Annotated in this window: 10 protein-coding genes and 1 pseudogene; 1 reads left to right on the top strand and 10 read right to left on the bottom strand. The window is 38.1% G+C overall.

The genetic code is table 11. The features are described 5' to 3' along the window. Positions 1–73: 73 nt before the first annotated feature. The 7 genes from sufB to gltB all read right to left on the bottom strand — a co-directional run bounded on the left by sufB (position 74) and on the right by gltB (position 11684). Positions 74–1471, bottom strand: coding sequence for a Fe-S cluster assembly protein SufB (sufB, locus tag MHH85_RS01795; protein ID WP_193740846.1), 1398 nt, complete (start codon positions 1469–1471; stop codon positions 74–76). A gap of 32 nt (positions 1472–1503) precedes the next feature. Continuing rightward, positions 1504–1947: a Fe-S cluster assembly sulfur transfer protein SufU gene (gene sufU / locus MHH85_RS01790; protein ID WP_038188609.1), complete on the bottom strand. Its 444-nt coding sequence runs from the start codon at positions 1945–1947 to the stop codon at positions 1504–1506. Beyond that, complete coding sequence (locus tag MHH85_RS01785) at positions 1934–3166, bottom strand: cysteine desulfurase (protein WP_340705781.1); 1233 nt, start codon at positions 3164–3166, stop codon at positions 1934–1936. Before MHH85_RS01785 ends, sufU begins: the two co-directional genes overlap by 14 nt. Continuing rightward, positions 3166–4473, bottom strand: coding sequence for a Fe-S cluster assembly protein SufD (gene sufD / locus MHH85_RS01780; RefSeq protein ID WP_340705780.1), 1308 nt, complete (start codon positions 4471–4473; stop codon positions 3166–3168). The genes MHH85_RS01785 and sufD overlap by 1 nt, the downstream gene beginning before the upstream one ends. A 17-nt stretch (positions 4474–4490) precedes the next feature. Beyond that, entirely contained in the window at positions 4491–5273 is a 783-nt protein-coding gene (gene sufC, locus MHH85_RS01775; protein WP_053418641.1) for a Fe-S cluster assembly ATPase SufC, read from the bottom strand. 391 nt (positions 5274–5664) lie between these two features. Next, positions 5665–7143, bottom strand: coding sequence for a glutamate synthase subunit beta (locus tag MHH85_RS01770; protein ID WP_340705779.1), 1479 nt, complete (start codon positions 7141–7143; stop codon positions 5665–5667). Between the two features lie 17 nt (positions 7144–7160). Then, positions 7161–11684 (bottom strand): glutamate synthase large subunit, encoded by a 4524-nt coding sequence (gene gltB / locus MHH85_RS01765; RefSeq protein WP_340705778.1) that lies wholly within the window; start codon positions 11682–11684, stop codon positions 7161–7163. A 124-nt stretch (positions 11685–11808) separates the two neighbouring features. On the opposite strand from gltB, the gene MHH85_RS01760 reads away from it, so the two are divergent. Then, positions 11809–12711, top strand: a complete 903-nt coding sequence (locus MHH85_RS01760; RefSeq protein ID WP_193740851.1) for a LysR family transcriptional regulator — start codon at positions 11809–11811, stop codon at positions 12709–12711. 518 nt (positions 12712–13229) lie between these two features. On the opposite strand, the pseudogene MHH85_RS01755 reads toward MHH85_RS01760, so the two are convergent. The 3 genes and pseudogenes from MHH85_RS01755 to MHH85_RS01745 all read right to left on the bottom strand — a co-directional run. Beyond that, positions 13230–13862, bottom strand: a pseudogene (locus MHH85_RS01755) (SGNH/GDSL hydrolase family protein); the annotation flags it as partial. Positions 13863–14159: 297 nt separating this feature from the next. Then, the gene (locus tag MHH85_RS01750; RefSeq protein ID WP_193740852.1) at positions 14160–15326 is read right to left on the bottom strand and encodes a dicarboxylate/amino acid:cation symporter; all 1167 of its coding nucleotides are present in this window, start codon (positions 15324–15326) and stop codon (positions 14160–14162) included. A gap of 256 nt (positions 15327–15582) precedes the next feature. Next, a complete protein-coding gene (locus MHH85_RS01745) occupies positions 15583–16386 on the bottom strand; it encodes a MetQ/NlpA family ABC transporter substrate-binding protein (RefSeq protein ID WP_193740853.1) in 804 nt (267 codons plus the stop codon). Positions 16387–16404 lie beyond the last annotated feature (18 nt).

Below are 16404 nucleotides of genomic sequence, written 5' to 3'. Positions count from 1 at the left end.
TTGTATGAAAAAAAGCTTCGGCATCAATTTGGAATTCCAAATTGAGTTACCGAAGCTTAAAAGTTAGCTCTGATTAACCGATAGAGCCTTCCATTTCGAATTTGATAAGTCTATTCATTTCTACTGCATATTCCATTGGAAGTTCCTTAGTGAATGGCTCGATGAAGCCCATTACGATCATTTCTGTCGCTTCTTGCTCAGAAACACCACGGCTCATTAAGTAGAACAATTGCTCTTCAGAAACTTTTGAAACTTTTGCTTCATGCTCTAAAGAGATTTGATCATTCATTACTTCGTTGTATGGAATTGTATCAGAAGTCGATTCGTTATCCATGATTAATGTATCGCATTCGATATTTGCACGAGCGTTGATCGCTTTTTTACCAAAGCGAACAATACCGCGATATGTTACGTTACCACCATGTTTAGAAATTGATTTTGATACGATTGTTGAAGATGTGTTTGGTGCTAAGTGAATCATTTTCGCACCAGTATCTTGGTTTTGTCCACGACCTGCAATAGCAATTGATAATGTCATACCACGAGCACCTTCACCTTTAAGGACACATGCTGGGTATTTCATTGTTAATTTAGAACCGATGTTACCATCAATCCATTCCATTGTAGCATTAGCATCACACACTGCACGTTTCGTTACTAGGTTATAAACATTGTTAGCCCAGTTTTGAATCGTCGTATAACGGCAATATGCGTCTTTTTTGATGATGATTTCTACAACAGCACTGTGTAGAGAGCTTGTTGTATAAACTGGAGCTGTACATCCTTCAACGTAGTGTACACTTGCGCCTTCATCAACAATAATCAATGTACGCTCGAATTGACCCATGTTTTCAGAGTTAATACGGAAGTACGCTTGTAGAGGTGTTTCAAGTTTCACACCTTTTGGTACATAGATGAACGAACCACCAGACCATACTGCTGAGTTTAATGCAGAGAATTTGTTGTCTTGTGGTGGAATTGTTTTACCGAAGTACTCTCTGAAAAGTTCTTCGTTTTCACGAAGTGCTGAGTCTGTGTCTTTAAACACAACGCCCATGTCTTCAAGTTCTTCCTTCATGTTATGGTAAACAACTTCTGATTCATATTGTGCAGAAACACCCGCAAGGTATTTTTGTTCTGCTTCAGGAATACCAAGCTTATCAAATGTTTCTTTGATTTCAGCTGGTACTTCATCCCAAGATTTTTGAGTTGCTTCTGAAGGTTTTACATAATACGTAATCTCATCGAAGTTTAACTCAGAAAGATCGCCACCCCATTGAGGCATTGGTTTTTCATAGAAAATCTCAAGTGATTTTAGACGGAAATCTAACATCCATTGAGGCTCATTTTTCATTTTAGAAATTTCTTTAACGATATCAGCAGTTAATCCACGTTTTGAACGGAAAATAGATACGTCCTTGTCATGGAATCCATACTTGTAATCGCCAATTTCAGGCATTTTTTTAGCCATCGTTTCTCCTCCGTTCAGAGTTCATTAATAATTTATTTATTTTCAGATTCGTTTTGTACGCCTTTTTCCATCGCTTTCCAAGCTAAAGTTGCACATTTAATACGAGCTGGGAATTTCGAAACACCTGAAAGTGCTTCTACATCACCTAAATCGATTGAATCGTCATATTCTTTTCCAAGCATCATATCAGAGAAAATATGTGCTAGGTTTTGAGCTTCCTCAACTGTTTTCCCTTTGACTGTTTGAGTCATCATGGAAGCAGAGGACATTGAGATGGAACAACCTTCTCCATCAAATTTAGCATCCTCAACGATGCCATTATTTACTTGTAAAGTTAAACGGATACGGTCGCCACAAGTAGGGTTGTTCATATCGATAGTGACATTACTACCTTCAAGAGCCCCTTTGTTTCTTGGCTTTTTATAGTGATCCATAATAACTGAACGGTAAAGTTGATCTAAATTATTCAAAGACATCAGCAAAATACTCCTTCGCAGTGCGCAACCCTGCAACAAGACGGTCAATATCTTCCTCATTATTATAAATATAGAAGCTAGCACGTGCAGTTGCAGTACATTGTAACCATTTCATCAGAGGCTGTGCACAATGATGTCCAGCACGTACAGCAATACCATTCATATCTAGAACAGTCGCTACATCATGTGGATGTACATCATCTAAATTAAATGTTACAAGACCTGAACGTTTTGCAGGATCTTGTGGTCCATAAATTGATAAACCTTTAATTGTTTGCATATGGTGAATAGCATAACGCGATAAATCATGTTCGTGTTTTTCAATCGTGTCCATGCCGATTTCTTGAAGGAAATCAATAGCTGCACCTAACCCAATAGCTCCAGCAATGATTGGAGTACCACCTTCAAATTTCCAAGGTAGCTCCTTCCATGTAGATTCATGAAGACCTACAAAATCGATCATCTCGCCACCAAATTCAACCGGCTCCATGTTTTCGAGAAGCGCTTTTTTACCATATAATACACCAATACCAGTTGGCCCGCACATTTTGTGCCCAGAGAATGCTAAGAAATCACAATCTAAATCTTGCACATCTGTTTTAAAATGCGGTACACCTTGTGCCCCATCAACGACCATTACAGCACCATGCTCATGAGCAATTGCAGTAATCTCTTTGATTGGGTTGATCGTACCTAAGACATTTGAAGCGTATGCCATTGAGACAATTTTTGTTTTGTCAGTAATTGTTGCGCGCACTTTTTCTAATGATAAAGTACCATCTGACTCTAAATCGATATATTTTAATGTCGCGCCTTTTTCCTTCGCAAGTTGTTGCCAAGGGATTAAGTTAGAATGGTGTTCCATATAAGTGATGACGATTTCATCGCCTTCACCTAAATGTGTACGACCATAACTTTGTGCAACTATATTTAGTGCAGTTGTAGTACCTCTTGTGAAGATGATTTCTTCAGTCGAGTTTGCATTGATAAATTTACGAATTTTTTCACGAGCACCTTCATAAGAATCTGTTGCTCTGTTCCCAAGTGTGTGTACACCACGGTGAACATTTGAATTTTCAAATTCGTAATAATTTTTGATTGCTTCAATTACTTGAATTGGCTTTTGAGAAGTTGCAGCACTATCAAGATAAACAAGCGGGTGCCCGTTAATTTCTTGATTTAATATCGGGAAATAGCTTCGAATGTCATCTTTGATCATTAGCGAACTTTCCTTTCGATAACCTCCGTCAGTTGCTTTTTAACACCCTCGATAGGCAATTTGTTTACAACTGGCGCAAGGAATCCGTGAATAACTAAACGTTCAGCTTCTTTTTTCGCAATACCGCGACTCATTAAGTAATACAGTTGAATTGGGTCAACGCGTCCAACAGAAGCTGCGTGTCCAGCAGTTACATCGTCTTCTTCGATTAATAAAATTGGGTTAGCGTCACCACGAGCATCTTCGCTAAACATTAACACACGTGATTCTTGAACAGCATCTGCTTTAGTAGCGCCGTGCTCAATTTTGCCAATGCCATTGAAAATAGCACGAGAAGAATCTTTCATTACACCGTGTGTAAGGATGTAACCAGTAGATGCTTTACCCCAATGACGAACTTCAGTTGTGAAGTTTTGACTTTGACTTCCGCGACCAACAACTACTGATTTACTATCAGCATTTGAACCGTCACCGATTAAATGTGAAATATTTTCAGAGATTGTATCGCAGTCATTCATTAAACCTGCAGCCCATTCAATAGTTGCATCACGGTGTAAAATACCGCGGCGGTTAACATAAGTCGTTAAACCTTTAGCAAGTACATCTACCGCTCCGAAAACCACTTTTGCATTATCATTTACGATAACTTCTGCAATAATGTTTGCTTGTCCAGTTGCTTCGTCAACAGTAGAAAGATAGTTTTCTACATATGTAACTGAACTGTTTGCTTCAGCAACAATTAATACATGATTGAATAATGAAGCTTTTGCATTGTCATGTAAGAACACAACTTGAAGAGGTTCTTCAATGATGACGTTTTTTGGAACATAAACGAAGACACCACCGTTTACTAATGCAGCATGTAATGCAGCTAGTTTGTGAGCATCAGCTTTTACGCCTTCTGTCATATAATATTTTTTCACTAGGTCACTATGTTCGCGACTTGCTGTGATAATATCAGTCATAATAACACCTTGTGCTTTTAGCTCTTCTGAAAGCTCCAAGTATGCAGGTGTATTATTGTGTTGGATATAGATGTTATGTTGGTTTTCAACATCTACAATTGACTTCACTTCTTCAGGAAGTTCAGCTAGTGATGCATATGTTGTACTTTCTACAACATGCGCTGGGAATTCTGTGAAATTCCATTTTGTAATATTAGTTTTATCTGGTTTTGGCAATGGTAGCGTTTCTACGTTCGCTAGTGCACTTTCACGAAGCTCAGTTAACCAGCTTGGTTCATTGTTCGCTTCAGAGAAGGAGCGTACGTCTTGAGCGGTTACCGCCAATTTTGTTTCAACCGTCATTCTGCTCGTCCCCCTTCTTATGCTTCTTGTTCAGCAGTTTCTTCGTCTTCAATGCCTAATTCTTGTTTAATCCAGTCATAACCTTCAGCTTCAAGTTTATGAGCTAATTCAGCTCCACCAGATTTTACAACTTTACCTTGCATCATAACGTGTACTTTATCTGGAGTGATGTAGTTAAGTAAACGTTGGTAGTGAGTGATCATTAAGCAGCCGAAGCCTTCGCCGCGCATTTCGTTGATTCCTTTAGAAACAACTTTTAATGCATCGATATCAAGACCAGAGTCAATTTCATCTAAAATAGCGAATTTAGGTTTGATCATCATTAATTGTAGAATTTCGTTACGTTTTTTCTCACCGCCAGAGAAACCTTCGTTTAAGTAGCGTTGAGCCATATCTAAATCCATTTCAAGGAATTCCATTTTTTTATCTAATTCACGAATGAATTTCATCAATGAAATTTCGTCACCTTCTTCACGACGTGCGTTAATAGCAGAACGTAAGAAGTCAGCGTTTGTTACACCAGAAATTTCTGATGGGTATTGCATACCAAGGAAAAGACCTGCTTTAGCGCGTTCGTCTACTTCCATTTCAAGAACGTCTTCACCATCTAGCATGATTGAACCTGAAGTTACTTCATATTTTGGGTGACCCATAATAGCAGAAGCTAAAGTAGATTTACCCGTACCGTTAGGACCCATGATTGCATGGATTTCGTTTGTATTAAGTGTTAAATTTACACCCTTTAAAATCTCTTTTCCGTCAATTTCGACATGAAGATCTGTGATTACTAATGTTGACATTTCATTACCTCCATTTAAAGTTCAATGAATGGTTTCCCATTTCTAATTTAATATCATTCTAATCTTAACTTAAAAAGAAGTGGCTTGCAAATCTTTTGAAAATTATTCTCATTTCCCCTTTAAACAGTAGATGTCCACTAGCTTTATATCAAGTATTCTAGCAATTCTTTGCTATTTCTAAAAAATCAATTCATTTTCAATACAGATACTCTAATTGAGAATCGATTTCACTCTCAGTATAGTGATAACCTTATTTTTCTGTGAATTTATGTATTTTCTAATATTTTCATTCGACAGATATTATTGTTTACTGACTAATTTTAATCCGATACATTGCTATTTTTCGCATAAAAAAAAGCCTGCTGAACAGGCTTTTTTAGTCATTCTCAAATTATAAAACGGCGTATTCTGTTAAATATGCATTAACACTTTCCGCTACACCACGGCCTTCTTTAATCGCCCATACGATTAAACTTTGACCTTTACGTGCATCACCTGCTGTAAAAACACCATCAACATTAGTAGCATATTTTTTCCCTATTGACGCAATTTTATTATTCGTTACTTTTACACCAAATTGTTCTGGTAAAGCGTGCTCCACACCTTCAAAGCCGATTGCAACGAATACATGTTGCGCAGGCCATACCTTTTCAGTACCAGGTACTTCTTCAAAATAAGCGTAACCTTCATCATTAATAACTTTATTCATTTGGATCGTGTGTAATTCTTTCACTCGACCTTTTTTATCCGCCACTATTTTCTTTGTTTGGATGCAATATTCTCGCGGGTCTTTACCATACTTTTCATCCGCTTCAGCATAGGCATAATCTAATTTATAAATATGAGGATCAGTTGGCCATAAATTATCGGCAGCACGATTGACCGGTAACTGAGGATGTTTACCGAATTGTACGACGCTATTGCAATTTTGACGAATTGCTGTAGCTACACAGTCAGCACCGGTATCACCACCACCAATAACAATGACATCCTTACCTTTTGTATTTATATACTTACCATCTGCAAAATTAGAATCCAGTAAACTCTTAGATGTTGAAGTTAAATAGTCCATTGCTAAATGAACCCCTTCTGACTCGCTTCCTTCCATATGAAGAGCGCGTTGTTTAGTTGCACCAGTACACAAGATGATTGCATCATACTCGGCCTTTAACTGTTCAGCTGTAATATCCTTACCTACTTCTGTATTTAAGACAAACTCTATGCCTTCTTCCATTAATAATTGAATTCGGCGTTCTACAACGTCTTTTTCGAGTTTCATATTCGGAATTCCATACATAAGTAAGCCACCCGCTCGGTCAGCTCGCTCGTAAATAGTAACCGAGTGCCCTGATTGGTTTAATTGATCCGCTGCAGCAAGTCCTGCTGGCCCTGAACCAATGACGGCAATTTTTTTCCCAGTTCGTAATTTAGGCAGACGTGGTTGAATCCAGCCATTTTCGAACCCTTTATCTATAATGGTACGTTCAATGCTTTTAATTGCAACTGCAGGGTCTGTAATTGCTAATGTACAAGAACCTTCACATGGAGCTGGGCAAACGCGGCCTGTGAATTCCGGGAAGTTATTTGTAAGCAATAAACGTTCTAATGCTTCCTTCCATTTACCTTTGTATACTAAATCATTCCACTCGGGGATGACATTATTAATCGGACAACCTGCAGCTGTACCGCGAATCTCAATTCCCATATGACAAAAAGGTGTCCCACAATCCATACATCTAGCACCTTGGATTTGAAGAGCTTCATCGGTTAATCTTGAAGCATATTCTTTCCAATTCTTAATGCGCTCTAGTGGTTGTTGTTCTTTTGCTTTTTCTCGACTATATTCCATAAACCCAGTTGGTTTCCCCATCTAGAACCCCTCCTCGATTATTTATTGGAAAGCACTACTTCCTTTTTTTTAGAAGTAGCTAAAAATGCTTTCATCTCTGCATCATCTGCAGATAAACCTTCAGCCTTGAAATCCCTAATACGATCAATCATTTTTTTATAGTCTGCGGGAACAACTTTTATAAATCTAGCAACAGACTGTGGCCAATCGGTTAAGATTGTTTTGGCTTTTGAACTATCTGTGTTCAAAATATGTTCCTCAATTAACGCGCGGACAAATTTAGTTTCTTCCTCATTATCTAAATCCTCAAAGCCTATCATTTCCATGTTGCACTTTTCTTTGAAAGATTTTTCATCCTCTACTAATACGTATGCGATACCACCGGACATACCCGCACCAAAGTTCTTACCTACATCACCTAAAATAACAACATGACCTCCAGTCATGTACTCACAACCATGATCTCCTATTCCTTCAACAACGATATCCGCTCCACTATTACGGACTGCAAAACGTTCTCCTGCTCGGCCATTGATAAATGCTTTACCACTCGTAGCACCGTATAGACAAACGTTTCCGGCAATGACATTTTTCTCAACATCGCCTTTTATTGGTGCGGAAACGACCACTTTACCTCCTGATAACCCTTTACCGAAGTAATCATTCGCATCGCCATTTACATACATAGACATCCCTCTAGGAATAAATGCACCGAAACTTTGCCCAGCTGAACCTGTGAATTGAAGTGAAATTGTCTCGTCAACTAAACCTCTTTCACCATAACGTTTCGAAATTTCACTTCCGATAATAGTGCCTACAACTCGGTCTGTGTTTTTAATCGGATAATGCAGCTTTATAGGTCTTTCATCTATTATAGCTTCCTCAACTGCACCAAGAATTTCACGCATATCAAGAGATTCTTCGATTTTATGATCTTGCATCACTTGCTGAGTACGAGGTCCTTTAGGTTGATACAATAAAGCTGAAAGATCTAATTGACCTGCTTTCCAATGATTCATAGCTCGGTCACTAATTTCTAAAACATCTGTGCGACCAATCATCTCATCCATTGAACGAAAACCGAGCATAGACATATGTTCTCGTACTTCTTCAGCAACAAATTGCATAAAATTTACGACGTGATCCGCATTTCCCATGAATTTCGCTCTTAACTCAGGATTTTGAGTAGCTACCCCAACTGGGCATGTATCTAAGTGACACGCTCTCATCATTACACAACCTAGGACGATTAAAGGAGCTGTTGCAAAACCATATTCTTCAGCTCCGAGTAAAGCCGCCATCACAACATCTTTACCTGTCATCAACTTACCATCGGTTTCTAAAATGACGCGATCACGTAGACCATTTAACATCAGCGTTTGATGCGCCTCTGCAAGACCAAGCTCCCATGGTAATCCGGTATGCTTAATGCTCGTTTTTGGTGAAGCTCCTGTACCACCGTCATATCCACTAACAACTATTACGTCTGCCGCACCTTTCGCAACACCAGCAGCAATGGTACCAACCCCAGCTTTTGAAACAAGTTTCACACTAATACGTGCATGACGATTAGCATTTTTCAAATCATGAATCAATTCTGCCATATCTTCAATGGAGTAGATGTCATGGTGTGGTGGGGGTGATATTAATCCTACACCTGTAGTTGAACCACGAACATCAGCTACCCATGGGTATACTTTGTTGCCAGGTAACTGTCCACCCTCACCAGGCTTTGCCCCTTGTGCCATTTTAATTTGCAATTCATCTGCATTCACTAAGTAATGGCTTTTCACACCGAAACGACCTGAAGCAATTTGTTTAATTGCACTTCGACGATTATCCCCATTAGCATCTATTTCGTAACGACTTGGGTGTTCCCCACCTTCACCACTGTTACTTCTACCGCCCAATCTGTTCATCGCAATAGCTAATGTTTCATGCGCTTCCTGACTTAATGACCCAAATGACATAGCACCTGTTTTAAAGCGTTTTACTATTGATGCAACTGATTCTACCTCTTCTATTGGAATACGGCGTTGTGCTTTTTTAAATGTAAATAAATTACGTAAGAAACCAATTCGTTCTTCATTTGCCATTTCAGCATATTGTCTGTAAAGGCCGATATCCCCTTTACGTGCTGCCCATTGCAATGTATGGATTGTTTTCGGATTAAAGGCATGATGTTCACCCGTACTTCTCCACTGAAAATCACTGCCCGATTGCAACACTTGCTCAGTAGAGTGAACTGCTTCAGCATGCTTACGAAGCGCTTCTTTACCGATTGTTTCTAAATCAATTCCGCTTAATTGAGAAGCTGTTCCTGTGAAATATTTAGCAATAACGTCTTTACTAATACCCACTGCTTCAAAAACTTGAGCACCACGGTAACTCTGAACTGTTGAAATGCCCATTTTAGACATAACTTTAACAACACCATCTGCAATAGCTTTTGTATATTTGGCAACAGCTTCATCATATGTTTGTGACAGATGACCATCTTTAATCGCTTGATAAATTGAAGCAAATGCTAAATACGGATTAATCGCATCTACCCCGTAGCCGATTAAAGTTGCAAAGTGATGCACTTCACGTACTTCAGCAGATTCTATAATAATGCTTACCTTTGTACGATTTCCTGTTTTCACCAAATACTGATGTAAACAGCTAGCAGCTAGTAACACTGGTATAGTCGGTGTTTCTGCATGTAAAAGACGGTCTGATAACACGAGTAGTTGAGCACCTTTAGCAATCGCTTTATCGGCATCTTTTGTCAGCCTAGCCAATTCATTTTCTAATTCTTCTGAAAAATCAAGATGCAATAATGCACTTTTGAAATTTTCATTTTCATTTACTATTAATTGCTGTAATTGACTGTTTGTAAGAACCGGCGTTTCTAGGAAAATACGACTGCTATTTTTTTCTGTTGGATGTAGCAAGTCACCTTCTGCCCCTAAAACCGTCATTGTAGACGTCACAATATGCTCACGAATCGAATCGATTGGTGGATTTGTCACTTGCGCAAAAAGCTGTTTAAAATAATTAAATAATGATTGTGGACGATCTGATAATACCGCTAGCGGTGTATCATTCCCCATTGAGCCAAGGGGGTCTTTCCCCTCAGCTACCATTGGTACGATATATTTGTGAATATCTTCATAAGTGTAACCATTGACCTTTTGACGGAAAAGTAAATCCATCATGTCCTCAGGTTGATCTTCTTTCGTCTTCACAGTCACAAGGTTTTCTTCTAACCATTGTGTATATGGCTTTTCCCCTGCAATATCTGATTTTAACTCTTCATCTGAAATAATCCGTCCTTGTTCTAAATCAACAAGCAACATTTTCCCCGGGCTTAAACGTTCTTTATAAGCGATATTTTCTTCCTCTATATCAACTACACCAACTTCTGATGAGAAAATGATGTAGTCGTCCTTTGTGACATAATAGCGTGCTGGTCGTAAACCGTTACGATCCAAAATCGCACCTATTTGCTTACCATCAGTAAAGCAAATCGCTGTTGGCCCATCCCAAGGTTCCATTAAACAGCTATGGTACGCATAAAACGCTTTTTTCTCTTCTGAAATATGCGGATTCTCAGTCCAAGGTTCTGGTATCATCATCATTGCTGTATGTGCCGGCGTGCGCCCTGCTAAAACGAAAAACTCAAAAGCGTTATCGAGCATTGACGAATCACTACCGCTCTGGTCAACAATCGGTAGAAGCTTTTCTAAATCATCCCCAAATGCTTCTGAGACAAATTGTTGTTCACGTGCTTTCATCCAGTTAATATTGCCACGTAATGTATTAATTTCCCCGTTGTGAATAATGTAGCGATTCGGATGTGCACGCTCCCAGCTCGGGAATGTGTTCGTGCTATAACGTGAGTGAACTAATGAAAATGCTGATGCAAACCGCTCATCTTGCAAATCCATGTAAAATTCGTGCACTTCTTGAGGTGTCAGCAATCCTTTGAAAACCATTGTTTGGCTCGAAAAACTTGCACAATAAAACTTCTTGTCATTTTTTGTTGCCCAGTGCTCAGTTTGCTTACGAACTAGATACAACTTACGCTCGAAGGCGAGGGAATCACTGACATTAGCCGCTTTAATAAACACTTGGCGTACAACTGGTGCTGTTTTCTTAGCAGTGTCACTTAAAGGGTCTATGTTGATCGGTACTGTTCTCCAGCCTATTAACTCTTGGCCTTCCTCAGCAATCAATTCATTCATCTTATTCTCTATATCTTGTCGTTCAGTGAGATCTTGAGTAAAAAATAACATCCCGACGCCGTAGCGTCCTTGTTCAGGTAAAGCCCACTCAGTACAAATCGCTCTGAAAAATGCATCCGGAATTTGGACCATTAATCCAGCCCCATCACCTGTTTTGCCGTCACTACCTCGCCCTGCACGATGATCCAAACGGCACAGCATTTCTAACCCCTTCATTACGATGTCATGAGTGGCTTTACCTTTTAGATGAGCATATAAACCAATACCACAGGCATCATGCTCAAATTGTGGGGAGTATAATCCCTGTGCTGTTGGAAGTTGATGAAATGTCATGTAAATCCCTCCCTCTTCACTTAAAAAGTGACTTAAATTTATTTTAGTTTTTCAAATTGATATAAACAATATATAATTTATATATTATTAATCTATAAATTAGATGAATGGGAGATGACATACGATGGAACTACGCCAATTACGCTATTTCGTCGCGGTTGCGGAGCTTGAACATATTTCTGAAGCTGCCGAAAACTTACACGTTGCTCAATCTGCGATAAGCCGTCAAATAGCAAATTTAGAAGAAGAACTCGGCACAAAGCTGTTTGAGCGGGTTGGGCGAAATGTCAAACTGACGCCAATTGGTAAAATATTTCTCGAGCATAGCATTGCAGCCTTACAAGCAATCGATTTTGCCAAAAAGCAAATCGACGAATACTTGGATCCAGAAAAAGGCACGATCAAAATCGGTTTCCCTACGAGCTTAGCAAGCTTCTTGTTGCCAACTGTTATTTCAGCATTTAAAAAGGAGCACCCGAATGTATCATTCCATCTGCGCCAAGGCTCTTATCGATATCTAATAAATGCAGTGAAAAACAGAGAACTAAACCTAGCGTTCCTTGGCCCACTTCCACAAAAAGACGATGCCATCAATACGACCATCTTATTTACAGAGAATATTGCAGCCTTATTACCTGCTACTCATTCTTTAGCCCAAAAGGAGTCCATTCATTTATCTGATTTACGGAATGAAGATTTTGTTCTTTTCCCCGAAGGTTATATTCTCAATAAAGTAGCAGTTGAAGCTTGTAAATCTGTTGGTTTCACACCAAAAATCACTTCAGAGGGTGAAGATATGGATGCTTTAAAAGGTTTAGTTGCTGCAGGGATCGGCATAAGTTTGTTACCTGAAAGTGCCTTTTATGACTCCACGCCTAGACGTACTGTAAAGTTACCGCTAGTTTCACCAGAGTTTACGAGAACGGTCGGTATTATTTCTCCTACTAATCGTGATTTAGCTCCTTCTGAAAAAGTTTTCTTAAATTTTGTAAATAACTTCTTCTCTTTGTTGACTCAATTTAAATAGTTCGGCGCATTATGATTCACTATACGAAGAATAATTCTACCTAGCTCAGGGTTAGAACTAACAAGTTATATTTTTCATAAATAAAAACGGCAGTAAAATCACTGCCGTTCAGACTTTATACAAACTCGAAGAATCCGTAAGAGCGTTGATTTCCACTGCGTGCGGACGCTTTCCGCGGACGGGGCCGAGCCGCTTCCTTCACTTTGCTCAGTCCAGGGTCTCGACTATCCCGCTTTTCCCGCTGGAGTCGCCGCTCTCCGCTCCAATCAACTGAAGTCTACTATAAAACAATATTTTTGAGATGATGGAAGATGATGAAGAATCAAATACACAAAGTGCAAAGAAACCACTATTCAGCTGACGTCATGTTTAAGTGGCGAGCTTCTTTATATTCATAACAGCAAAAGTAAGCATCGTTTGCATGGACAATTTCTTTAGACCTCATAAGGTTCTCCATCGCGTACCTCTTTTTCGTCAATTATTAATTGGTCTATCAAAGATGAATAAGCGTCTGCTACAATTTGAGCACCTTTACTATTTAAATGAACCCCGTCCAAAGTAAAATGAAGTCCTCTTTTTTCTGATAATGCGTCAATTCTAGATGTTTTTTTATATAGTAGAACATCCTTCATAACTCTCATCACTTTCGTACTGATGTAATCCGAACTATAGACTTTATCAATGTACCCCTCAAATACAGATTGCAAATTAAGACAACTGACATTTTCATGTTCACTACTAATGGATTCAATTAGGACAGATAATTCCTTAATCTCTTTATTAGAAGTACTTGTAACATCTTCACCTACTAATGCTGGAGTAACAACAATTACTTTATTAGCAGATGCTAAAACGAAATCTAAAACTTTTCTATAATATTCTTCGAATTCCTCGCGATCTTTTGCCACAGGCTGTGCTTGAACGCTCAACAATTTTGAATAAACATCATTTACTCCAATCCAAAGAAAAGAAAGATCATAATCGGTTTCTAATGTAGTTTTAGTTAGACGAGCAAACAAACTTTTAGTCGATTCCCCTGGTTTGCCATGATTAACAAATGTAATATCTGGATAATTACTTCTTAAAATGTTAACGAATGATACGCCAGGACGCCCTTCAGTTAAACTATCACCGATTAATCCGATTTTCATTTTATTCCTCCTTAACATTTATGGAAATAAAACAAATTACTATTGATTATAAAAAACGTTGCTCTAGTGTACTCGATTCTTGAGTGTCGGTAATCTTCCATAAACCAAGTAAATTAAATCTCTTTTCTAAATTTGTACGTTCTTTCTAATTCAGTTATACATTTATCCCCTTAAAATTAGTTCAATTCTTACTGGTCTCCACTAAATTGTCACTTTCCCTCCCAAACGCATAAAAACAGTGCATTTCAAATATGAAATGCACTGTTTTTCCGATCAATATAGAAGCCTAAATTACTATTATGAAATTTCTTTTTTACTGAAGCGGTCAACGATCATTGAAAGTGCACCGTCACCTGTTACGTTTGTAGCTGTACCAAAACTATCTTGCGCGAGATAAAGAGCTATCATTAACGCCACCATAGTTTCATCAAAACCTAACATTGATTGAAGAATTCCTGTCGCAGCCATTACTGCGCCACCCGGTACACCTGGTGCTGCAACCATTACAATACCTAACATGAAGATGAAAGGTATCATTTCAGTTAATGAATACGCATGATTATTTAACATCATTACAGCAATTGAACATGTTGTTAATGTAATTGTACTACCTGATAAGTGAATTGTTGCAAATAGTGGGACAGTGAAACCTGTTACTCTCTCAGAAGCACCTGTCTTACGTGCTTGCTTTAATGTAATCGGAATCGTCGCAGCTGATGATTGTGTACCAAGAGCTGTGAAATATGCCGGTGCCATCGTCTTCAATAAGTAGAACGGGTTTTTCTTATTAATAGCGCCTGCCACTACGTATTGTAATACCAAGATACATAAATGCATTAAAATAATTAATAAAAATACTAATGCAAAAACTGATAGTATTTTTGCTACTTGACCAGCAAAAGTCATATTTAAGAAAATACCAAAAATATGAATAGGTAATAAAGGAATAATAACTTTCGAAATTACTTTATCAATAATCAAATTAAACTCATCAAAGAACTTTTTCATAAATTCACTATTGATAGATGCCATTCCAATCCCTAGGATGAAGGCTAATAATAGTGCCGTCATAACGTCCATCAATGGTGGCATATCGATTACTACAAATGATTTCGCTAAAAATTTCTCTGGGTTAGCAAATTGCTCACTACCAGAAGTTGAAATTAAATTAGGTAAAACATTTGAAGCAACAAAGAATGCAAAGAATCCAGCGATTAAAGTAGAGAAGTAAGCAAAGAAAGTAGCTAACCCTAACAGCTTTCCAGACCCTTTACCTAATTGTGCAATTCCCGGCGCAATAAATGCGACGATTAATAATGGTACTACGAAATTCAAGAAATTCCCGAATATACCATTGAAGGTTGCGAATATACGAACGCCGTCTTTCGGCATGATAGTCCCTAGTAAAGCCGCCAATATAATCGCGACAATGATTCGTGGTAATAAACCAAACTTGATCTTCATAATTTGTCCTCCTGATAAATACATATGTCTTTTCTAAAAGTATATGCACACTCTATCACACCCACTTATTAAAGTGAATAGCACAATGATAATCCGGAATATTAAGTATTTTCAGATTATTTTAATTAGGTTGTGTTAATCAAGTAACTGTAAGGCATACAATCTTTCTGTAGTATAATTCCCTAAATATTGTTATTTAACTTATAAATATATAAAAACACCCAAGCTTATTAAGCTTGGGTGTTTCAAATGTTTCTTATTCAGATACAGGAACAATATCCCCGTTCCATTCTTTTAATATATAGTCTTGCATTTCTTTTGAATGAAGCACTTTAACTAATTTTTTAATCTTCTCGTTATTCTCATCTTCTTTACGAACAGCAATCACATTAATGTAATCTGATTCTTTATCTTCTAATGCAATTGCGTCTTTTCCTGGGCTTATACCTGCATCAATCGCGAAGTTAGAGTTGATTAATACCGCGTCACCTTCGTCATTTTTATACATTTGTACAAGCATTTCAGGTGCAGTGTTTGCATCGAATTTTAAGTTTTTTGGGTTCTTTGTTATATCCTTAATTTCAGCTGCAGTTTTATCTACGCCTTCTTTTAACGTGATAAGTCCTTTTGCTTCAAGTAGAGATAACATACGACCATGGTCAGAAACTGAATTACTCAGAAGAATTGTTGCGCCTTCTGGAAGATCTTCGAGTTTTTTATATTTTTTAGAATAGATACCGATTGGCTCGACGTGCACTCCACCAACATTTACAAAATCATATCCATTTTGCTTATTTTGAAGTTCTAAGTAAGGGATGTGTTGGAAAAAGTTAGCATCTAAATCCTTATTCGCCAGATCTTTGTTCGGTAAAACAAAATCTTGATATCTTTCGATTTTCAGCTTGATACCTTCTTTTTCAAGTAATGGCTCTGCTTTTTCTAAAATTTCTGCATGTGGTGTATTAGCTGCACCGATTACTAATTTCTCTTCGGATTTACCACAAGCTGCTAAGCTTAGGGCTAATACTCCTGTAAGGATTCCTGCTACAAGTTTCTTCATGTTCTTAACGCTCCTTTT

The organism is Viridibacillus sp. FSL E2-0187 (assembly GCF_038006425.1).
Lineage (GTDB): Bacteria > Bacillota > Bacilli > Bacillales_A > Planococcaceae > Viridibacillus > Viridibacillus arvi.
Note: the sequence above shows the minus strand (reverse complement) of the source record. Positions and strands in the feature narration are given on the sequence as shown.

What these genes read in the sequence shown, in the direction of transcription:
- MHH85_RS01760 (WP_193740851.1), top strand. Translation starts at nt 11,809, where the DNA reads ATGGAACTACGCCAATTACGCTATTTCGTCGCGGTTGCGGAGCTTGAA.
- MHH85_RS01770 (WP_340705779.1), bottom strand. Translation starts at nt 7,143, where the DNA reads ATGGGGAAACCAACTGGGTTTATGGAATATAGTCGAGAAAAAGCAAAA.
- MHH85_RS01750 (WP_193740852.1), bottom strand. Translation starts at nt 15,326, where the DNA reads ATGAAGATCAAGTTTGGTTTATTACCACGAATCATTGTCGCGATTATA.
- sufU (WP_038188609.1), bottom strand. Translation starts at nt 1,947, where the DNA reads ATGTCTTTGAATAATTTAGATCAACTTTACCGTTCAGTTATTATGGAT.
- gltB (WP_340705778.1), bottom strand. Translation starts at nt 11,684, where the DNA reads ATGACATTTCATCAACTTCCAACAGCACAGGGATTATACTCCCCACAA.
- sufD (WP_340705780.1), bottom strand. Translation starts at nt 4,473, where the DNA reads ATGACGGTTGAAACAAAATTGGCGGTAACCGCTCAAGACGTACGCTCC.
- sufB (WP_193740846.1), bottom strand. Translation starts at nt 1,471, where the DNA reads ATGGCTAAAAAAATGCCTGAAATTGGCGATTACAAGTATGGATTCCAT.
- MHH85_RS01745 (WP_193740853.1), bottom strand. Translation starts at nt 16,386, where the DNA reads ATGAAGAAACTTGTAGCAGGAATCCTTACAGGAGTATTAGCCCTAAGC.
- MHH85_RS01785 (WP_340705781.1), bottom strand. Translation starts at nt 3,166, where the DNA reads ATGATCAAAGATGACATTCGAAGCTATTTCCCGATATTAAATCAAGAA.
- sufC (WP_053418641.1), bottom strand. Translation starts at nt 5,273, where the DNA reads ATGTCAACATTAGTAATCACAGATCTTCATGTCGAAATTGACGGAAAA.